21 protein-coding genes are annotated in these 21,064 nt (G+C 39.7%); 11 read left to right on the top strand and 10 right to left on the bottom strand.

Annotation, left to right across the window (positions count from 1 at the left end; genetic code table 11):
- Positions 1-6 precede the first annotated feature (6 nt).
- The 6 genes from ACSFVZ_RS05990 (at position 7) to ACSFVZ_RS05965 (ending at position 4,840) form a co-directional block, all read left to right on the top strand.
- The gene (locus tag ACSFVZ_RS05990; RefSeq protein WP_105180822.1) at positions 7-192 is read left to right on the top strand and encodes a hypothetical protein; all 186 of its coding nucleotides are present in this window, start codon (positions 7-9) and stop codon (positions 190-192) included.
- Between the two features lie 390 nt (positions 193-582).
- Positions 583-993: a hypothetical protein gene (locus ACSFVZ_RS05985; RefSeq protein WP_435558353.1), complete on the top strand. Its 411-nt coding sequence runs from the start codon at positions 583-585 to the stop codon at positions 991-993.
- Positions 994-995: 2 nt separating this feature from the next.
- On the top strand, positions 996-1,199 hold the full coding sequence (locus ACSFVZ_RS05980; RefSeq protein WP_435558351.1) for a hypothetical protein: 204 nt from the start codon (positions 996-998) through the stop codon (positions 1,197-1,199).
- 1 nt (position 1,200) lies between these two features.
- Positions 1,201-1,836, top strand: a complete 636-nt coding sequence (locus tag ACSFVZ_RS05975; protein WP_435558350.1) for a hypothetical protein — start codon at positions 1,201-1,203, stop codon at positions 1,834-1,836.
- Positions 1,837-2,567: 731 nt separating this feature from the next.
- Positions 2,568-2,882, top strand: a complete 315-nt coding sequence (locus tag ACSFVZ_RS05970; protein WP_235403975.1) for an excalibur calcium-binding domain-containing protein — start codon at positions 2,568-2,570, stop codon at positions 2,880-2,882.
- Between the two features lie 398 nt (positions 2,883-3,280).
- Positions 3,281-4,840 (top strand): methyl-accepting chemotaxis protein, encoded by a 1,560-nt coding sequence (locus tag ACSFVZ_RS05965; RefSeq protein ID WP_435558349.1) that lies wholly within the window; start codon positions 3,281-3,283, stop codon positions 4,838-4,840.
- On the opposite strand, the gene ACSFVZ_RS05960 is transcribed toward ACSFVZ_RS05965, so the two are convergent.
- From ACSFVZ_RS05960 to ACSFVZ_RS05940, 5 genes are all read right to left on the bottom strand, one after another.
- Positions 4,833-5,882 (bottom strand): patatin-like phospholipase family protein, encoded by a 1,050-nt coding sequence (locus ACSFVZ_RS05960; protein WP_435558348.1) that lies wholly within the window; start codon positions 5,880-5,882, stop codon positions 4,833-4,835. The genes ACSFVZ_RS05965 and ACSFVZ_RS05960 overlap by 8 nt on opposite strands.
- Positions 5,883-5,912: 30 nt before the next feature.
- Positions 5,913-7,322 (bottom strand): alanine/glycine:cation symporter family protein, encoded by a 1,410-nt coding sequence (locus tag ACSFVZ_RS05955; protein WP_138556539.1) that lies wholly within the window; start codon positions 7,320-7,322, stop codon positions 5,913-5,915.
- A 120-nt stretch (positions 7,323-7,442) separates the two neighbouring features.
- Positions 7,443-8,399: a patatin-like phospholipase family protein gene (locus tag ACSFVZ_RS05950; RefSeq protein ID WP_135926606.1), complete on the bottom strand. Its 957-nt coding sequence runs from the start codon at positions 8,397-8,399 to the stop codon at positions 7,443-7,445.
- A gap of 172 nt (positions 8,400-8,571) precedes the next feature.
- A complete protein-coding gene (locus tag ACSFVZ_RS05945) occupies positions 8,572-9,567 on the bottom strand; it encodes an LLM class flavin-dependent oxidoreductase (RefSeq protein ID WP_435558347.1) in 996 nt (331 codons plus the stop codon).
- Positions 9,568-9,634: 67 nt separating this feature from the next.
- Entirely contained in the window at positions 9,635-10,408 is a 774-nt protein-coding gene (locus ACSFVZ_RS05940; RefSeq protein WP_435558346.1) for a siderophore-interacting protein, read from the bottom strand.
- A gap of 111 nt (positions 10,409-10,519) precedes the next feature.
- On the opposite strand from ACSFVZ_RS05940, the gene ACSFVZ_RS05935 reads away from it, so the two are divergent.
- The 3 genes from ACSFVZ_RS05935 to ACSFVZ_RS05925 all read left to right on the top strand — a co-directional run bounded on the left by ACSFVZ_RS05935 (position 10,520) and on the right by ACSFVZ_RS05925 (position 12,675).
- Positions 10,520-10,954 carry a MarR family winged helix-turn-helix transcriptional regulator gene (locus tag ACSFVZ_RS05935; protein WP_199526159.1) on the top strand — a complete coding sequence of 145 codons (435 nt, stop codon included), beginning with the start codon at positions 10,520-10,522 and terminating at the stop codon, positions 10,952-10,954.
- A 63-nt stretch (positions 10,955-11,017) separates the two neighbouring features.
- A complete protein-coding gene (locus ACSFVZ_RS05930; protein ID WP_054552219.1) occupies positions 11,018-11,431 on the top strand; it encodes a LexA family protein in 414 nt (137 codons plus the stop codon).
- A complete protein-coding gene (locus tag ACSFVZ_RS05925; RefSeq protein ID WP_199526160.1) occupies positions 11,419-12,675 on the top strand; it encodes a Y-family DNA polymerase in 1,257 nt (418 codons plus the stop codon). The genes ACSFVZ_RS05930 and ACSFVZ_RS05925 overlap by 13 nt, the downstream gene beginning before the upstream one ends.
- On the opposite strand, the gene ACSFVZ_RS05920 is transcribed toward ACSFVZ_RS05925, so the two are convergent.
- The 3 genes from ACSFVZ_RS05920 to ybaK form a co-directional block, all read right to left on the bottom strand.
- The gene (locus tag ACSFVZ_RS05920) at positions 12,672-14,513 is read right to left on the bottom strand and encodes an Lnb N-terminal periplasmic domain-containing protein (protein ID WP_244667090.1); all 1,842 of its coding nucleotides are present in this window, start codon (positions 14,511-14,513) and stop codon (positions 12,672-12,674) included. The genes ACSFVZ_RS05925 and ACSFVZ_RS05920 overlap by 4 nt on opposite strands.
- Positions 14,514-14,546: 33 nt before the next feature.
- On the bottom strand, positions 14,547-15,029 hold the full coding sequence (locus tag ACSFVZ_RS05915; protein ID WP_135926601.1) for a DUF3015 domain-containing protein: 483 nt from the start codon (positions 15,027-15,029) through the stop codon (positions 14,547-14,549).
- A 119-nt stretch (positions 15,030-15,148) separates the two neighbouring features.
- On the bottom strand, positions 15,149-15,610 hold the full coding sequence (gene ybaK, locus ACSFVZ_RS05910; protein ID WP_435558344.1) for a Cys-tRNA(Pro) deacylase: 462 nt from the start codon (positions 15,608-15,610) through the stop codon (positions 15,149-15,151).
- Positions 15,611-16,077: 467 nt separating this feature from the next.
- Here ybaK and ACSFVZ_RS05905 point away from each other — a divergent pair, with 467 nt between their 5' ends.
- Both ACSFVZ_RS05905 and ACSFVZ_RS05900 read left to right on the top strand, forming a co-directional pair.
- Complete coding sequence (locus ACSFVZ_RS05905; protein ID WP_135926599.1) at positions 16,078-16,422, top strand: DUF3302 domain-containing protein; 345 nt, start codon at positions 16,078-16,080, stop codon at positions 16,420-16,422.
- 3 nt (positions 16,423-16,425) lie between these two features.
- Positions 16,426-17,556, top strand: a complete 1,131-nt coding sequence (locus tag ACSFVZ_RS05900) for an HlyD family secretion protein (RefSeq protein WP_435558343.1) — start codon at positions 16,426-16,428, stop codon at positions 17,554-17,556.
- A gap of 75 nt (positions 17,557-17,631) precedes the next feature.
- Here ACSFVZ_RS05900 and dnaJ read toward each other — a convergent pair whose 3' ends face one another.
- Both dnaJ and dnaK read right to left on the bottom strand, forming a co-directional pair.
- The gene (gene dnaJ, locus ACSFVZ_RS05895) at positions 17,632-18,768 is read right to left on the bottom strand and encodes a molecular chaperone DnaJ (RefSeq protein WP_135926597.1); all 1,137 of its coding nucleotides are present in this window, start codon (positions 18,766-18,768) and stop codon (positions 17,632-17,634) included.
- Between the two features lie 183 nt (positions 18,769-18,951).
- Positions 18,952-20,871, bottom strand: coding sequence for a molecular chaperone DnaK (dnaK, locus tag ACSFVZ_RS05890; protein WP_253038954.1), 1,920 nt, complete (start codon positions 20,869-20,871; stop codon positions 18,952-18,954).
- Positions 20,872-21,064: the final 193 nt, after the last annotated feature.

Raw genomic sequence — 21,064 nt, 5'->3', positions numbered from 1 at the left:
GACACTATGACTAGAAACCAAAAATACGAACAGAAACAAAAAGCTAAAGGATTAAAGAAAGTAACCCTTTGGATACCTGACGAATCAGAAGTTGAAATTAAACAGATGATAGAGTTTCTGATTGATAACCCAGACCATATACCTTTTATGGCAAGAAATGTCAGAACAGGCCGTATGAAAAAGGCCATTTAGTGGTACGTAATTTTTTACGTAATATTCGTATCGGTACGTAATAATGACCAAAATTATTACGTACCAGTCACCTTTGTATCTCCAGTTCTTGGAGGATGGCGTAGCCATGTCATACATTCCAGAAAATCATCATTTCATCGAGAATCTGTTTCCATTTTATAAACAGTTTATTAGGGTCGGGTATCAATTCAGTGATAGAGCCAATCGCACTCACTGCCCTAGTCTGTTTTCAACAAAAGTTGATTGCCTTCTGATAAACCATGCTGAGTTAAGGACGGCACAGCAGCCGAGGGAAACACCCTCCCCCCATATACTAATAGGGGGGGAGCGAAACCACTTACACCGATACCGAGTGTGCATTGTGATTTTAACAAAAAGGAGTAAATCACAATGAGCAACTTTAAATTGCAGTTCGTTACGCTATTCGGATATGACTATGCAAAAGGAGCTAAAGAACTCGGAGTAAGTGAACGTCAAGTAAGGAGATATGTAAAAGCTAACAAGGCCAGCAAACCAGTCGAAAAGCTTATTTGGATAATGTATCGCGGCTACTTACCTGATACTGGCCCGTGGGCAGAATGCAGCATTTCATATCATAACAACGTGATGACTACTCCTTGGGGGAAAGTAAAGCCATCAGATGTACAATTTGTACACCGTTACAAATGGTCAGCAAAAGAGCATGAATCCATGTATAAAAAGCTTAAATGTGAAACAAAAGTACAAGACAAGTATTTATTTGATCTTCAAGATAAATTGTTAGATATTGTAGGTGAACTAGCAATTAAAACAGGGAGTTAAGAATGGTAATCAATAGCGAAGTAAATAGGTTTTATAGAGAATTTGGTAGTCTGATGGTTGAGTTAGAAAATGGAACCATTTGGTGTTTTGTCGATGAACCCAAAATAAATTTATCTGGCAAAAAAGTTAAAATTTTTAAGGAAGGGGTTGATTTCGTATTAACGATAGAAGATCAATCTAGTTCATATGTTGTGACAGAGTTTTGATATGCACGATTTAACAGCACAAAAATCAACAAATATTATGTCTGATAGTTTTCTGAGGCAAAGAAGAAATTTATTAGTTGTTAATGGACTTATTTTATTTATGTACTTTTCTAAAGTAAAAGTAAATAAACTATCTGTCGCTGGTATGAACTTTCAAGACTTTGGTAATCCAACTGCAATTTATCTATTCATTTGGATAATTTGGATTTATTTTATATATAGATTTGCTCTTTACTTTAAAGAGGATGAGTTAAGCAAAGTAATTGATATTACAATTAAAATTTACCATTCTTGTCATGACAAATACTATTCAAAACTACTTAAAGGTAAGGGCTTTGAATCGAATATGGTAGATGAATATACTTTTCAAATTTTAAGGAGTAACAACTTTATTTGTAATGCTTACTGCGAGAAGAACCTTGGTGGTTATAGAAGTAATCAAACTGTGAAAGAAACATTACATTTCTCTTTTTTGGACTTCTTACCAGCAAAATTTAACTTCTGCTTTTACTTACTGCTAGCGACAACTATAACAACAAATTACATTGTGCCTCCATTTCTCAGTATTGTTACTTTCTATTTATCTTTCAATTCAACTTGGGAAGGTGCTTTAAAGAATGTCATAACCTCTTTATGATGCCAAACTGTCACACCTGACAGCAACCCTAACCAGTTAATAAAAAAGGGCTTTTTGCCCTTTCTTTTTATGTTACGTACCGTAATTTATGGGATGTTATTGGCATTTTAATTTTTAAGTATAATTATTCCATCAACCAAGCAATCAACATCATCTACATTTTAATGTGTTAATCATTTCATCTGTGTTCATAGATGAAATAGCTATGTTTCTACCTAACGTTAAAAACCTAAATTTTAAGCAATCTATTACCTCGCATAAGTTCAGATAAGAATGCCTTTGCTGTGCAATCAAGTTTCTTTACTGTTTATTACACTCTATTGAGTTTTTTAAAGTAATACAGCTTTAAAAATGCTACAAAAATAGCGCTAAATGTCAGCGAAGCTTTCAAAATTTCACCAATCCTTTTAAAGGATTGGTTATATAAATCATGATAGCAACGTATAAACAAACATCAAATCCAAAATAAATACTATAAGAAAGTTCATATTTTATAAATTTCCAACCTTTTATCTTTCTGATTTATCAGTCTGTTTTTAAAGTTTTATTGATTTTAATACTTGCTATAAATAAAAGTGTATATATCCGATTTCTAAGATATTTCAGATTTTCTTATTTTCAGCGAATACCCATTAAAAACTCAGTCGTTTGCTTTTAATATGTATTACAACCTTAATCTCGATTTTATAAATATTACTATCCATTTTTTAGTATCTTCAACAGGAGCTCATATGAGAAAAATTTTCTTACTAATTGTAATTGCTTTTGGAGCTTGGGCATTCTATGCAAATAATTACGGGGAAACTTCTGCTGTCGACACAATACAGCAGCAAATCATTGAGCCAATTCAAAATAAATATACGCATAAAAGACAAACTGATATTTCACAAGAACCTATCTATACATGTGATGGTAGGAAATACTGCAGTCAAATGAACTCTCTAGAAGAAGCTGTTTTTTTTATGCGTAACTGCCCTGATACAAATTTAGATAAAAATTTTGATGGTATTCCATGTCAGGATGAACCAAGGTTACATAACCGCTAGTATTTAAATATAATAAATCTTGCTACACCAACGGCTCTTGTTGGTGTAGTTAAATAACCATCTCCGAGCATTTAAATTCTAGTCATTTAATCTACCAAAAATTCCAAAATTCAACGTTAAATAAAGCTAAAATTTACTTAAAGAAGCTTGACACCTATGATTTAAGTAAATCACTTTTCAATTTGTAATTTTTTTAATGTTGTGTAGTTTATATTAATCTAAATAATTCAACAAATGAGAAATTTCCTACTTCTTTCGAATCAATTTACCGCTACATTATGTAATTAAATTCAACAACTTGCTTTAAATTGAGTTTTTAGTAATTAATTAAAATCTCAAATCTTAGTGTAGTTTCTTGTACAAATACCTCCTCTATTTCTGATTTGGATAATTTAAACGTGAAAATTGATAAAACAAACAATAAAGAAGTTAAATTTTCAGATTCTGACATTTTGCTTTCAACTACCGATTTAGATAGTTACATAACATATGCAAACCAAGAGTTTTGTAATATTTCAGGTTTTACATTAGCTGAAATGGTTAATCAGCCCCATAACCTAGTACGCCACAGCGACATGCCTAAACTTGCATTTGCTGATTTATGGCAACACCTACATAACGGTAGATCTTGGATGGGCCCTGTTAAGAATCGCTGTAAAGATGGTAGTTACTATTGGGTTAATGCATTTGTTACCCCCATCAAAGACGCCAGCGGCCAAACTGTAGAATACCAATCTGTACGTACAAAGCTTAATGATGACGTTTTAGCTAGAGCAACTGAAGAATACGAAAAGATTAATAAGGTTTCTAACTCAAAAGCACTGAAACAGCCTTTTGATTCAACTTTATATTTATCATGGTCTTTATTTTTAACTTTAATTCTTTCTTTTGTGCTTTTATTTACAAGTGGGTTTTCTGCAGTATCTTTATTATTACTTTGCAGTTTAGTTTCAATAAATCTAGGTTTGTTTTTTTGGCGAATGAAATATAAAGCGCTCATACAAAAAGCAAAAAGTATTTACGATAACCCTCTCATGGCTTATTTATATTCTGGTAGTAATGATGAAATTGGTTTTTTACACTTAGCTCTTGAAATGCAACAAGCAAAGTTAAAAGCTGTTGTTGGTCGAGTTAACGATGTGACCATGGGTGTAAATAACAATGCCCAGCAATGCGCTGATTCTGGGTTAGCTGTAACAGAACTTTTGACCAAACAAACTGATGAAGTTGCGCAAATTGTTGTTGCTACAGAGCAAATGACTGCTTCAATCAATGAACTTTCATCGAGTACTTCAGCGTCTACTCAAGCTGCTGAAGCATCTAAAAAATCAACAGAACAAGGAGTAACTTCTGTTCACCAAACTATTGATTCAATTTGTGAATTAGACAAAAAATTACACATTGCAAGTGAACAAGTGGTCGACCTTATTGAGGGAAATAAACATATTGTTGCAATTTTGAATGAGATTAATGCAATTGCTGATCAAACAAATTTATTAGCACTTAATGCAGCAATAGAAGCAGCAAGAGCAGGTGAACATGGACGCGGGTTTGCTGTTGTCGCAGGTGAAGTACGTGCCCTTGCCTATCGGACTCAACAATCAACAGAAGAAATTAAAACTGTCCTCAATCATTTAACTGAGGCTTCGCAACAAGCACAGCATGCGATGTCTGATGGCCTTGCTTTGTCAGCTAAAAGTGTTGAACTTGCTCATCAAAGTGGTGAGAGCTTAGAGCATATCAAAGCACAATCAGTGAAACTGAGTGAACTTAACAGCATTATTGCACACGCAATGACTGAGCAACTAACAGCAAGTCAGCTGATTGCAACAAACATAACCTCAGCACAAGAATTTACTCTTGAATGCACTGAGCTTGGCCATACTTCGCAACAACTCTGTGCAGCATTATTGAACAAGGTTAATGAACAAACAGCGCTAGTTAATCAGTTTAAGTAATAATTTGAATTTTTGGCTCTATAGGGTGCTCACAAAGCTTAACGAAGGCTTCGCCAAGGCGCTCTGTTTCGCTGAGCACTTGTCGCCAGTATTTAATACGTGTGTCAGCATCGAGTTCGGTGAAGTCAGTTCTATCGGGGATCTTGCCATAAGGTAATGACGCAATAAACTCAGCTGATGGGGTGATCATAACTACTTTGTCATAGTTTTTTGGTGTAATTCCGCGCTTTAAACTTTTATCAAACCACCCTGCTTTTGGTTTGTTATTAAAGTGCGGATACAAGATAAGCCCATCATTATGAATATTTAAATCAAAGTGATAATCGATGATACCACCATCACGATACATCCCTGGTGGTGTTCCTGTTATATTTTTAATACCTTGCATCACTAACGGAATAGAGCCTGAAGCAAGTAAAGCATCTGCTAAATTATCTTCGTTTAGCTCAATAGTATGGGTATTGAAGGTATTGTTATCTGAAAATGATAACTGGCTATCTGAAGGTTGAAACACATAACGCTCATACTGTTTGTTTAAAAAGCGTCTGTTTAATCTATTCGCTAAGTAACTTTTAGATAAACCCATTAACTGCATCAGTTTGTTTTCTGAGGCTACAAACCCATTCGATTTTGCAACAATAAAGTGGGCTTTAAAAACGGGGTTATCTATGATTTCTTGAATGCCGTTTTCAGCAAAAACAGTGCTTAATAACTCTCGTGCTTTTGTCGTTATTTCTTCAGGCTTTGCTTTATTTGATGAATAACGTGTTTCAGAGTATGACTTTGCTAATCGCGATATTGCTGCAACGGGGTCATTTTGAGCAAAACACGCAGCTCTAAATGCGCCAGCGCTTGACCCTAATAAGTTTAATGTTGTGTTTCGCTCTTTAAAAAACTCACCAAACAAATATTTATCAAGACCAAATAATGTAAACCATTTTGGACCACCACTCGCCCCTAAAAATGTGCTAAATAGGTCTGGTATCATTCCTTGTTCTTTAATCGCTTTTGCTGCGCTTGGGCCTACGTAAATATCTATCATGTGCAACTGCTTTTTGGTTATTGTTATCGGTTATTTTCGCCAAATGCCCAGTTCCGTTTGTCCTTGTACTTTTACTTTATCAGAATCAAAACTAGGCTCTTGTCCTGCTTCTCGTTGACTATGGTAGTCTTTAGTAACAGATAAGATAGTTGGCGTTAAGCGTATGATAGCGATAACGTTCACCACTGTCATTAGGCCAAGTGCTATATCAGCGAGATCCCATACTTGTTTAATGGTCGCCGAGGCGCCCCAAATCATCATTGATAAATATAAACTGGTATAAATACCTCGACCAAGTTTATTATCTAGCTTAAATAAATGCAGGTTACTCTCTGCATAGGCATAGTTTGCAACCACTGAAGTAAACGCAAATAAACAAATCGCAGCCGCTACAAAGTAAATGCCACCAGCGGCCATGTGTGCTGTCATCGCAGATTGAGTTAAACGTATTCCTTCCATTTCGCCGCTTATATCAATATCAGCTAATAGAATAATGACGGCTGTACAACTACACAGCACAATAGTGTCGAAAAACACCCCTAGCATTTGAATGTAGCCTTGAGTGACCGGGTGATTGGGTACTGGTGATGCACAGCCTGATGCGTGTGGCACACTACCGGCACCCGCTTCATTCGAATAAAGCCCGCGCTGAATACCGTTTTTAATTGCTGCGCCCATAGCTCCTGCGCCTGCTTCTTGTAAGCCAAAAGCCGACAGTAAAATATCTTCAATCATGGCAGGGACTTTGCCGATATTTAGTAAAGTAATTATGATGGCGGCTAGAACAAATAAAATCCCCATCACTGGCACGATACGTTCAGCAAAACGGGCTATAGCTTTAAAGCCACCTAAAATAATTGAGCCTGCCAGTATTGTGATCACAATGCCTGAATACAATGTTGGAATTTCGAATGCGTAATTGAGGGCATCAGTTATGGTATTTGTTTGCATGGCACTGAAGGTAAAGCCATAACCAAGAAACAGGCAAAAAGCAAAACACACCGCCAGTGCTCTGCTGCCTAGCCCTTGCTGGATATAATAAGCTGGCCCGCCCCTAAACTCACCGTTGGCATCCCTGACTTTATACACTTGCCCGAGTACGCTTTCTGCAAAGCCAGTGGCCATGCCCAAAATGGCAATGACCCACATCCAAAATATTGCGCCACTGCCACCTAACGAAATTGCTACGGCAACGCCTGCAAGGTTTCCTGTGCCTACTCGTGCAGAAAGGCCAGTACATAAAGCTTGAAATGAACTGATTGAGTTTTTATCGGTGCTGCTACTCGACTTTAACAAGCTAAACATATGGCGAAACTTAACCAATTGAATTGCTTTTAAGCGTACCGAAAACCAAATTCCAGCAAACAGTAGAATATAAATAAGAATTTGGCCTTCTCCCCAGAGAAGACCATTTATTGTCGATACCGCAGTGTTAAACATGGCAAGCCTTTATTGTTCTTTTAGATAAAAAATCACAAAAAGTGAATAGCTAACCACTTTAACTTTATTTACGAATATCTCAAGTAGGCAATGGGATTAATTAACTGTGCATGCTACCGACTAATTTAGCAGTTGCTGCTGTAAAAAGGCACGACCTGCCGCTAAGCCTAATTTGTGATCAAAGCGCAGATCTGAATCTGTACTACCCAGCAACTTACTGCGTAGTTTATCACCTGCAAAAATTTGCGTGATCCGCGCATCACTTGGTGGGTTAGCGATAAAGTCGAGTTCGTCTTGATAAGCTTGTTCATGCTGAACTAAGTAATCGATTGTTTTAGGGCAATAGCCAGAAACGCGAACAAATGATTTAAATTTATTCACCCACTCCGACTGAATTTGAAAATCTTGGTCAACGGTACGAATTACTACAATGTCCCGTGCACCACGATTATAAGCTTCTTTAACTGGCAAAGGTGCTGCTAAGCCGCCATCTAAATACATATCATGAACTAAATCAGTATTCGAACTTTGAATAATAGCATCATTAGCCGCTTTGGTTGTCATCCAAGGCGTTAAGTTCACACCATCTTTATACAAAAACGGTAAAGCGCTTGATGCCTTTAACAGTGCTAACCATTGCGTATCTTCTCCATTTGGGCTCAAGTAATACGGTTTACGATCTGCTGCATTTGTGGTTGTGATCAACAGTTCGCGATTACCTAAACTTTGAGTCGCGGTTTTAAAATCAAGGGCACGGTTCACTTCTTTGGTTTTTTCAAAATACCAATCAAGATCAACGATGCTTTTTCCGATAAGACCTCGGCCAAGTTGAAAGAAACGCTTATGGCGCGAAAGACCTCTAATTAAACGCTTTGCGTAGCCTTTTTGACGCGCTAAATAACTCGTTAAATTTTGTGAACCAGCTGATGTACCAATGAATAAATCGAATGGATCGTAATTATTTTCTAACCATGCATCGAGTACACCTGCGGTAAAAATCCCACGTTGCCCACCACCCTCAGCGATTAATGCTGTTTTTGTTTGTGGCTCTACTGCGGCAATTGTTTGAGATTTCACGGTGCACCTTCCTAGGGTTATGATTAATAAATATATTGTATTAAGTTAAATTCAATCCTTAAAACGGAATAATTAAATCAATTCAATCTAAAAAACCGTTTATTAAATAAGTAACAAGTTTTTTAAAGGCGCGTAATCGACTAATCACGCGCTCAAGTAGTGCAATGGCTGTTTATTTCATAATACCTGCTAGTATTTCCAGCGCATGCTGCCTGTCACTCAATTCATACAGGTCATTAGTAAAAATGAACTCATCAACCTGTAGCGTTTGTTTAATCATACTCAACTTATGCTTAACGCTCGCTTGACCGCCAACAACTGAAAGCCCTAAAAAGTTCTCTACTTGCATTTTTTCTTGTGCTGTCCATAACCCTTCCATAGTTTGAACTGGCTCTTTTAGCCAAAGTGGCTTGCCACGCATAAGTGCCAAAATACGTTGTTTTGCTGTGGTTGCTAAAAACTGTGCTTGTTCGTCTGTGTCTGCTGCAACAACAGGTAAGCCAAGCATCACATATGGCTTATCTAACACGTCAGATGGTTGAAATTCTCTGCGATATAATGCAATGGCATCTTCAACAAAGCGTGGTGCAAAATGCCCTGCAAATGCATATGGCAAGCCTTTTTTAGCTGCAAGCTGTGCACTATAAAGGCTTGAGCCTAGTAACCAGATAGGTACATTAGTGTCTTCACCTGGGATTGCGCGTACTGGAGAGTCACCTTTATATGGGCCAAGTAAACCTTGCAGCTCTGTCACTTCATTTGCAAAGTGTTCTGCCCTTTGCTCGTCTCTGCGCAGTGCGCGGCTGGTAATTGGATCACTACCAGGAGCACGGCCTAGACCTAAATCAATCCTTCCTGGATATAAGCTTTCAAGGGTGCCAAATTGCTCAGCGACCACCAGCGGTGGATGGTTAGGTAGCATCACCCCACCCGCACCTACGCGGATATTCTGAGTTTTACCTGCTATATGACCGATCAGTACTGAGGTGGCTGCACACACAATACCACGCATATTATGGTGCTCTGCCATCCAAAACCGATTAAAACCAAGCTTATCGGCTGTTTGCGCATAGGTAACACTATTAGCGAGTGTTTGCGAAACTGTTTCGTGCTCTTTCATTGGGCTTAATTCAAGCAATGAAAAAGGTGTATTTGTAAGGTCTGACATCCGCTCTCCAAAATTTAACTCTTTATAGTTAGTTAATGAGAGCGAATAGCTATTTTTCAAATGCTAATTAGGCACGGCTTTGTTGCTGTTTTTCCACCTTAAGGCCATCGGCATCAATACCACGCTTCCAATAGGCCGATGCAACAATGTGTTCATGGCCAATCGCAAAACTGCTTGTTACTAAACGGCGAATTGCTTTTACCAAGTTTGCTTCTAGTGCCATAAACACCATAGGTTGCGTGTTATAACCTGCACATAAGCGTGTTACTTGGTCGAGTAAATCTGTTTCTGGCTCATCTGTAACTAGCCATTCAACACTATGTTGAGTGTGTGCTTTAATTTGTTCAAGCTCAATGATGTCGGCTTTATCAGCAACATGAATAATGACATCGACAGTGGCATCTTGCGGCAGGGCTTGTAAATAGCCATTGATTGCATTTACAGAGGTTAAATCTGCCAGCATTAAATAATGTGCTTGCGTGAAGTCTGTGAGTTTTTTAGGGCCCGGGCCTGCAATACCCACCTCGTCGCCAACTCTCGCATTTTGTGCCCAGTTAGTTGCCACACCTTGATGTTGGTTAACCACAAAGTCGAGGGTAATTGCACCGTTAGCAGGGTTAATTTCGCGAATAGTGTAAGAGCGCATTAATGCTGGGTGTTCAGCGTGTAAATCAAGTTCAACCTTAGATTCACCGGCATGAGGAAGTAGTACCTTTACGTACGCACCTTTTGCGTCTTGTGGAAAATCGGCAAACTCGTCTGAGCCAACGACAATCCTTTGTAGATGTGGGGAAATACGTGTAGTACTTATTACGTTTGCACGACGAACTTTTCTAGCCATGTTGGTCTCCTAGCTGGTTAAATTGCACAACGCCCCAATAGTTGATATAGTCAACTATACACTTTTGATTGACTTTGTCAACTAACTCCACCAACTGAACTTAGGTGAACCATGCCACAAACCTCGCTTTCTTCTGCTTTATTTACACTGGCACAAAGTTACCGTGTTACTGTGCGCGAAGCCATTAACGCCAACGAGCTTGGCCTTAATGCGCTGCATGTACGCTGTTTACATATTATTGCCGAAACACAGCACTGTACCGCGAATGATATTGTTGCCAAAACGGGTCGTGATAAAGCACAAATAGCACGCTTATTAAAAGAGCTTATAAAACTTGAACTGGTGTCTAAATGTGCTGACGAAAATGATAAGCGCTGTTTAATTTTATCGTTTACTGAACAAGGTAACGCTCTGTTCTCGCGCTTAGAAGTTGCTGAGCAAGAGGTTGATGCCAAACTTTGCCAAGGTTTAACTGATCAGCAAGTACGTGATTTTATCGATATAGCCACAACCATGATCAAAAATATCAATAACAACACCCCGTGATCTTATTGGCAAGATAGCCACAAACCACTATACTGTACAAATATACAGTAAAGTGGTTTTATTATGCGCGTTATTCCTATTTATATCGAAGCTGGCGTGTGTGGTTTTGAATCACCAGCAGCACAATACAAAGAGCTTGGCCTATCATTAGATCAGCTGTTGATTAAACACCCTGATGCAACCTTTATTGGTATTGCCTCTGGCGAATCAATGCAAGGTGTGGGGATTTTTGATGGCGACTTATTACTGGTTGATCGCGCCGAAGACGTTAAAAATGGCGATGTCATCGTGGCGAATCTAAATGGTTTATTTGTTTGTAAACTACTAGATAAACACAATGCACAGTTATTATCAGCCTCGCCTAAATACCCTGCAGTGCAACTACGTCAATCTGATGAATTTCAATTAGAAGGCGTGGTCACCCGCTCAATTCGCTTACATCGCAGTAGTAAAGAGCTATTAGCATGTACGCCTTAGTCGATGCGGTGGCCTTTTATGCCAGTGCCGAAAAAGTATTTGATCCAGCTATTCGCAGTAAACCTGTAGTGGTACTCACCAACAATGATGGCTGTATTTGTGCTGTGTGTCCTATTGCACGAAAGCTTGCTATTCCAAAGTTTCAACCCTATTTTCAGGTAAAACAGTTACTCGAAGATAACCAGGTGGTGATCCGCTCATCTAACTATGAGCTGTATGCGGATTTAAGCGAACGGATGATGAACGTGATTGGCCGCTTTTGCGATAATCAGCACATATACTCTATTGATGAGTCGTTTTTAAACTTTACAGGTTTCAACAAGCTTGTTAATGATTGGCATAGTTATGGTCATCATATTCGCCGTACCGTATGGCGCGAAACAAAACTGCCTGTTGGAGTAGGTTTTGGCCCAACGGCAACCCTTGCCAAAGCCGCCAATCATGCAGCAAAAAAATTATCGGGCTTTGATGGCGTAGCAGTGATTGATTCAGAAGCGTCACGAATAGCCATTTTAAAAGCCATGGACGTACAAGATGTTTGGGGCGTTGGTCGACGCTTAGCTAAAAAACTCAAAGCAATGAATATAAATACAGCCTTTGATTTAGCTGAGCAAGACCCACGAAAAATGAAACGCCTGTTCAGTATTGTACTCGAGCGTACAGTAAACGAGTTACGCGGTAAAAGCTGTTTAGCCTGGGATGAAGTACGCCAAGACAAAAAAGAGATTTTTTCGACCCGTAGTTTTGGGGAACGTATCACCGATGCCACAGCGCTAAAAACCGCACTTATTAATCACGCCGTTATTGTTGCCCGTAAGTTACGCACACAAGGGTCACTCACACAACGTTTATTAATGTTTGTCGCCAGCTCACCTCATCAAGATGGCTATTATAAAAAGTCCTATATTTATGAGTTTAGTGTTGCCACAGCCGACAGCCGTGTATTTGCTAACGCTATCAGCGAAGTCTTTAAACACTTATATAAACCCGGCGTACCCTTTTACAAATGTGGTGTCGGTGCGCTAGAGTTATCGAGCCAAATGTTTCAGCAACCTGATTTATTTCAAGCACCTATCGATAACCCAAGCCTAATGAAATGTTTAGACAAAATAAATGCTCGTTACGGTGTTGGTACGCTTGCCCTTGCAAGCGAAACCACAACCACTCGTTGGCATATGAAGCGAGAGTATTTATCACCGCACTACACTACTCGCTGGCATAACCTACCAAAAATACACTGCTAAAAGTAATGGAAAAGCTGCAATTTAAATTGCTGTTCAGAACGTTGCCAATCTTGATAAATAGCTGAGCTTCTAAGCCCCCAATTCTGAGCCAACGCTATTTGCCAATGAGCAGAAAACGTCAGCTGATAATCAACACTTGGTTCATTCATCAGCCAAAAAGCCTGACCACTCAAAGCAAGCTTTTGTGAATCGGTAACTTGCCAAATAACACCTGCTTCGCTTCCTAGCCCAAACGACACAGAATCTATCAAATCACCTGATTGAACAACTGATGAGCCAAGCAAATAGCTTTGCAAGTGTGATGCATCACCAAAAGACTTACCATAGCCGCCTTGTAAAAATAGACGACCTTCTCGCTTCGTCTGTGTTGGTTGACGGTCAAACCCAGCACGAACATTCCATGACCAAGAATTAAATAAGCCATTGTCAGGTGCTAATGACATTGCATCAATTAAAAGCAAACGCTCGAGATGAAGATTCTCGTTACTATCTTGGTTTACCTCTAAGTCAAAAAAACTAATTTGCGCACCAGGAATAAAACCACCGGGATTATCAAGTAAATCATGATAAGCAACACGATATGTTAAACCGAACCGACTAGCGGTATGCTGATAATCATTAAATATTACACCAACACGACTAGAGCCATGACCATTATCAGGACTCACTCGAGGCTTTGGCGCAGGCTTGAAAGGCGAAACCACATGGAATTGACTGCGTTGATGCAACAGCTTTGTTAATCGAGGAGCAATTGCATCACGTGCTAATCCTTGATCATAATATTGGTAATTTAACCACTCATACGCCATCTCAAGGACAGGCACAGCCTGCTCAGGTGCGAGCGATAATTCATCTAGCGCTACTCCATCACGCAGTAAACGAGCAAGGAAAACCTGCTGCTCTGTGAGTTGGCTTTCATAATTGATCAATTTAGTGCCCGATGCAGCACGGTATCGAGGCGGCTGTAATAATCCATGTTGCTTAAGAGCTGCAACCGTATCTGATGGGATCGCATGCGAAGAAAATGGAGCAGTTAAAGACAAATCATCTCGTGCAAGTTGCAGTAATGCTAACAGCTGATACGAGCAGTTTTCATCAACAAAAAAATAATCAAACGTGGCCCACTGCATTTCCCATAAATGTAATAACACACGCTGAATTTCTTGTTCAGATAATGAGAGTTTATATTCCCATATATCACGAGATTCTAAGTCATTATATTCACGGACTTTGCGATAATACGGCATTAAAGTGAACTTACCTGGATATTGACCAATAATACCTTTTAAAGCATATAAAGCGGCATTATCAGTAACATCAGGCTCTGCAGCAAAGTTAACAGCAAAAGCAATGAGCTCTCTACTGCGAGTTTGGTCCTTCGCATCAATACGTAATAGAGTATGACCAAACATCGAGGACGGATCATTCATAAACGCGGTCGGGAAGACTAGAGTCATACCTTTTGGGTTGATAAGCTGTTGCCATGTTTCAATTTCAGGGCAAGAAAGTGCAGGCCAATTTGTAAAGAAATGTTCTTTTAGCCAGTTATAGCGAGCAGGAAAACGGCACTTTGCTTGGTTATCATCATCGCTTTTAAACGCCGCTATAGTCGCTAAAAGCTCTGCATGAGGGTCTGTTTTCCCCACCTCAGAAAAGAAAAATTCTGAGCTATCCACTTCACTTTCATACATAGAAAGAAAAGGCTGATTATAATGACCGAGCTTAAGCCAATAAGGATGATGAGCTATTTCGAGTGTCGGTGTTGTTGAATATGCTAAACAGCTGAATAACAAACAAGAAGAAAGTAAAATACCACGCATAATAGAATAAAAGCCCATTAAGGGCTTTATATTTAAAAAGTACACGCTAGATTAAGATAGTGTGTAAGTAGCAAGTTGCGCATCACTAGCAACAAGCGTATTAAGGTTCTCTAAAACTAATTGAGATGTCACATTTTCTGATGTGAATACGTTAGTAAACTGTGTCTGTACTAACTTATTGAATGCTGCTTTGTCTTGCGCTTGAACGCCCCATACTTCAGCCAGCGTATCAAGAGTTTCACCTTCGCCACGTGACATATCACGTGCAAGTTGTTCCATATTGCCATCAATGAATGTCGCAACTTTAGTTGAAGCTGTCACTGTACCATTACCGTTACAGCCTAAAGTACCAAACGTAATACCAAATGTTTGGTTACCTGAAATACCATTTGTCGTTGCACCAAGAACTTTAACAACTTTACCTTGTTGACCAGCAAATAACATTGAACCTAAACCACAACCGATGTCTTGATCAGCCATTGCATTTGAAAGTGGAAGTAGAGAAAGTGCAGAAATAGCAATAATTTTTTTCATATCCTGAATCCTTTAAGATAAATCGTTATTCGAATTAATAACGCATTATTAGCTTAGCTAGATTCAGATTAAGGACAAACTCTTTTTTAAAAAAAAATAAAATTAGTTACATCAAATGTTCAAAAATCAACCAATCCAGCATTTAATAGACTACACAAGTCATGGGGCTTAAGCGCAATTTCAAGGCCTCGCTTACCGGCTGAAACATAGATAGTATCGAAATTTATTGCAGATTGATGAATAAAAGTAGGTAAACGCTTCTTTTGACCAAGCGGGCTGACTCCCCCCAAAATATAACCAGTTGTGTTTTCTACTTTCTGCTGAGGAGCCATAGTTACTTTCTTTACTTTTGCTGCCTTAGCAAGCATCTTCATATTTACCTGTTGACTCACAGGGACTACTGCAACCAAAAGCTGTTGTTCGGCATCTTCAAGGACTAAAGTTTTAAACACTTGCTCAGCGGGCAAGTTAAGCTTTTCAACCGCTTCAAGGCCAAATTGGGTATGTGCAGGATCGTGATGATAACTCAGCACATCATAAAAAATACCTTTGTTTTTTAATAAATTGATTGCAGGTGTCATTAAAAGTTCCTTTAACAAAAAAGCGCCTGAACTTTATCAAAGCTTTGGGCACTTGGCATAGTAAGAAAATACAGGCTTTGCATAGTGAATATCCCGAAAAACCACACTGATAAGCTACACTAAAAGTATGAGCAATAGATAAAGCGTGGCAACTATGTCAAAACACATTAGTCTCTATTTGGCGAAACAATGTTTTATCATCATCACACTCTTGTATTCAATTAATTTTGTTTGCAATGAATACGTAGCATGGACCGCGTTTATAGATTGCCAAAGTAAATGCAAAACACTAGGAATAGAAAAAGGTCAGATTCAAGAAACAACCTTTAAGGACGATGTCATATTATGCCGATGCCTAGCTGAAAATGATTACTACGTAGTACTAAACTGAATCTGAAAATACCCACTAGGAATTAAAAAAATATAACGTATTATGAATTCAGTATTAGTTAAGGAAAGGAAACTACATGTTTTTAGACTACTTTGCACTAGCCATGCTAGTGTTTGTGACCGTCGTAATATTTTATGGTGTGATAGCCATTCACGATATTCCCTACGAAATTGCCAAAAAACGTAATCACCCCCACCAAGATGCCATCCATTATGCAGGCTGGGTTAGCCTATTTACCCTACACGTACTATGGCCATTTTTATGGGTTTGGGCCACCTTGTGGCGTGATGACCGCGGCTGGGGTTTTAACCAAATTCAAAAGGAACAAGAAGACTTAGCTGAGAAAGTGGCTAGCCTGACAGCCACAGTGGCAGCACTACAAGCACAAATTAATGCTCAATCGAATAATAAAGAGAAATAGAATATGGATTTGTTATTAATACTTACATATACCGCATTGTGCATTGGCATCTTCAAACTCTTTAAAATCCCCCTTAACAAATGGACAGTACCAACCGCTGTTCTTGGTGGTGTAGTACTGATCGGCGCATTAATTCTATTAATGAACTATAACCACCCACATTCAAATATGGCGAGTAGTGCGTATGTTACAACGCCGATTGTGCCAAATGTGCGTGGTATAGTAGAAGAAGTTGCGGTAAAACCGAATCAACCAGTTAAAAAGGGCGACTTATTGTTTCGCCTAGACGACACCTTATATCGAGCAAAACTAAATCAGGCTATTGCAGCTTTACAAGATGCAAAACAATCGGTACTTGGTTTAGAAGCTGCCTATAAATCAGCACAAGCCAGTGCGCTGATGGCTAAAGCTGAATATGACCGTAGTAAGAAAGAATACGAACGCTATGAAAAAGGCGCAAAAAGCGGCGCCTATTCAAAAGGCCAAGTTGATAATAAATTAGGAGTGTATTTAGCGGCAAAAGCAAGTTACGAAGCAGCACAAGCCGAAGAGTTACGTCAGAAACTAGCATTTGAGTCAGAAATTAACGGCGAACAAACAAAAATAGCCGCTGCTCGCGCTAATTTAGAGCAAGCCCAATTTAACTTAGACAGCACTAGCGTGCATGCACCCACCGACGGCTATGTCACACAACTGACATTACGTCCGGGGATGATTGCCGTGCCTATGCCACTGCGACCAGTGATGACCTTTGTGCATAAAGAAGACACTGTTTATGTTGCGGCATTTCGACAAAATTCATTATTAAGACTCGAACCTGGTTATAAAGCTGACTTTATCTTTAAAGCGATTCCAGGCAAAACCTTCGCTGGCGAAGTAATCGATGTGTTACCCGCAATTGGTGAGGGACAAGTACAAGCACAAGGAACACTGATGGGCACTGAATTTTTTGCCCGTCAAGGCCGCGCAATTGTTACTTTAAAAATCACTGACGATATGAGTGAATATCATCTGCCACAAGGAACAAGCACTGAAGTAGCTGTTTATTCAGAACATTTTGAACATGTTTCTGTGATGCGCAAGGTGTTGATCAGAATGAAAAGCTGGCAAAACTACTTATTCTTAGATCACTAAACTCAAAATTGAAGCGTAAAAAAAGGCGCTGAATAGCGCCTTTTTACTATCTAACTCAAGTTACTTAACTAGGAGTTACTTAGTTAGATCATCGAAGAATTTCTTCACACCGTCAAAGAAACCTTTTTCTTTTGGACGGTTTTTAGAGCCATCTTTACCCATGCTTTGCTCAAGCTCTTCAAGCAATTCACGTTGACGGTCATTTAAGTTCACCGGTGTTTCAATAACCACTTTACAGATTAAGTCGCCTTGTGCGCCGCTACGAACAGACTTAACACCTTTACCGCGCATACGGAACATTTTGCCTGTTTGGCTTTCTGAAGGGATCTTCAGTTTTGCGCGACCATCCAAAGTTGGTACTTCAATTTCGCCACCTAGTGCAGCTGTTGTAAAGCCAATAGGTACTTCACAGTACAGATTGTTACCATCACGTTGGAAGATTGGGTGCTCACGTACTGACACTTGTACATATAAGTCACCTGCCGGTGCGCCATGCATCCCCGCTTCACCTTCACCTGATAAGCGAATACGGTCACCTGTATCAACACCTGCTGGGATCTTCACTGATAAGGTCTTCGTTTTTTCTACGCGACCTTGGCCATGACAGCTGTCACATGGGTCAGAAATAATTTGACCGGTGCCCTGACACGTAGGACATGTTTGCTGAACCGCGAAGAAACCTTGGCGCATTTGTACTTGGCCAGCACCGTGACACGTAGTACAGGTTTTTGGCTTAGAGCCCGCTTTTGCACCGCTACCGTCACATGGTTTACAGCTAACCCAGGTTGGCACTTTAATTTCAACATCTTTACCACGAACCGCCTCTTCCAGGCTTAAGTCCATGTTGTAACGTAAGTCAGACCCACGCTGTTGGCGCGATTGTCGACGACCACCGCCACCAAAGATATCTCCAAACACATCACCAAAAATATCGCCAAAATCACCATGACCGCCGCCGAAGCCACCGCCATGACCACCACCACCTTGTTCAAAGGCTGCATGGCCGTATTGATCATACATCTGACGTTTTTGTGGATCAGTTAGTACTTCATAGGCATCTTTTACTTCCTTGAATTTAGTTTCAAGGTCTTTATCCCCTGCGGTACGGTCTGGATGATATTTCATCGCTAAGCGCTTATACGCTTTTTTTATGTCTCGTTCGCTGGCATCTTTGCTCACGCCGAGAACTTCATAATAATCGCTTTTTGACATATCTATCACACTACTCTTTTTACTGCAGTTACACTGCGTAAGGTAAGTCGAACGACTTTACCGTTCATATACATGCAAAAGGCGCGTCAAGCGAAATCGCTGGCGCGCCTCAATCATTTCATCCTAACTTAATTGGCTAAACAAAGCAGCCATTATCGCGTTAGGCAGAAGCGAAACGAGCAATTACTTGTCGTCTTTCACTTCTTCGAACTCTGCATCAACAACATCGTCGTCTTGTTTTGCAGAAGATTGCTGTGCACCTGCATCAGCACTACCTTGCTGTTGTGCTTTCGCTTGCGCAATTTCCATTAGCTTTTGTGATTTTTCAGCTAGAGCTTGTGTTTTCGCTTCAATCTCTTCTTTGTTATCACTCTTAATCGCCGCTTCTAGCTCAGTAAGCGCAGCTTCGATTGCTTCTTTATCTTCTGCTGGTAATGCATCACCCGCTTCTTCGATTTGCTTACGTGTACCGTGAACCATTGCATCAGCTTGGTTACGAGTAGCTACTAGCTCTTCGAATTTTTTATCTTCTTCAGCGTGTGCTTCAGCATCACGAACCATTTTTTCTACTTCTTCATCACTTAGACCTGAAGAAGCTTGAATCGTGATCTTCTGCTCTTTACCTGTATCTTTATCTTTAGCAGATACGTGTAAGATACCATCCGCGTCTACGTCGAATGTTACTTCGATTTGTGGTGTACCACGTTGCGCTGGGCGGATACCTTCTAGGTTAAATTGACCTAGAGATTTGTTATCGCTTGCACGCTTACGCTCACCTTGTAGTACGTGAATCGTTACCGCTGATTGGTTATCTTCAGCTGTTGAGAATACTTGCGATTTCTTAGTAGGAATCGTCGTGTTTTTCTCAATTAGTGCTGTCATTACTTGACCCATAGTCTCGATACCTAGTGATAACGGAGATACGTCAAGTAGTAGTACGTCTTTAACGTCACCAGCTAGTACACCACCTTGAATCGCTGCACCTACTGCAACGGCTTCATCTGGGTTAACATCTTTACGTGGCTCTTTACCAAAGAACTCAGCAACTGTTTTTTGTACTAGAGGCATACGTGTTTGACCACCAACAAGGATGATGTCATTTACATCGCTTACTGATAAATCAGCATCAGCTAGTGCACGCTTAAGTGGCTCGATTGACTTAGTTACTAAGTCTTCAACAAGAGACTCAAGTTTTGCACGAGTAACTTTAACGTTCATGTGCTTAGGACCAGTTGCGTCAGCAGTCACGTACGGTAAGTTAACTTCTGTTTGCTGTGCAGAAGACAGTTCAATCTTCGCTTTTTCAGCAGCTTCTTTAACACGTTGCATTGCAAGTGGGTCGTTCTTAAGGTCGATACCTTGATCTTTCTTGAACTCTTCAACTAAGTAGTTGATAACACGGTTATCGAAGTCTTCACCACCTAAGTGAGTGTCACCGTTAGTTGCAAGAACTTCAAACGTGTGCTCGCCTTCTACTTCGTCAATCTCGATGATAGAGATATCGAAAGTACCACCACCTAAGTCGTAAACAGCAACAACGTTTTCACCTTTGTTTTTGTCCATACCGTATGCAAGTGCAGCGGCTGTTGGCTCATTGATGATACGTTTAACTTCAAGACCAGCAATACGACCAGCATCTTTAGTAGCTTGACGTTGTGAGTCATTGAAATAAGCAGGTACTGTGATTACTGCTTCTGTTACTGGCTCACCTAAGAAGTCTTCTGCTGTTTTCTTCATTTTCTTCAGCACTTCTGCTGAAATTTGTGGTGCAGCACGCTTTTCGCCACGCGCTTCAACCCATGCATCACCGTTATCAGCTTTTACAATTTTAAAAGGCATGATACCGATATCGCGTTGTACTTCTTCGTCTTCAAAACGACGACCAATTAGACGCTTGATGGCAAATAATGTGTTAGTTGGGTTAGTTACTGCTTGGCGTTTTGCAGGTTGACCAACTAATGTTTCACCGTCTTGCGTGTATGCAATGATCGATGGTGTTGTGCGATCGCCTTCCGCGTTTTCGATAACGCGTGCTTTATCACCGTCTAGTACTGCTACACAAGAGTTAGTAGTACCTAAATCGATTCCAATAATTCTACCCATGAATCTTCTCCAACTTCAAAATTCGTTAAAACGTTCGATGACTAGTAAATAGGGGTGCAGGAAACTGAATTCAACTGTAAAAATGAAAAAAATTTACTTTTTTTTGAAATATTTTCCAAATGGGTATTTTTTCCTCAAAAAGAGGGGTTTTTTAACACTTCTAGCAATACAAACAAACTGGTCTGATGACTTT

The organism is Pseudoalteromonas nanhaiensis (assembly GCF_051235485.1).
In the GTDB taxonomy this organism is placed as follows: domain Bacteria; phylum Pseudomonadota; class Gammaproteobacteria; order Enterobacterales; family Alteromonadaceae; genus Pseudoalteromonas; species Pseudoalteromonas lipolytica_C.
Note: the sequence above shows the minus strand (reverse complement) of the source record. Positions and strands in the feature narration are given on the sequence as shown.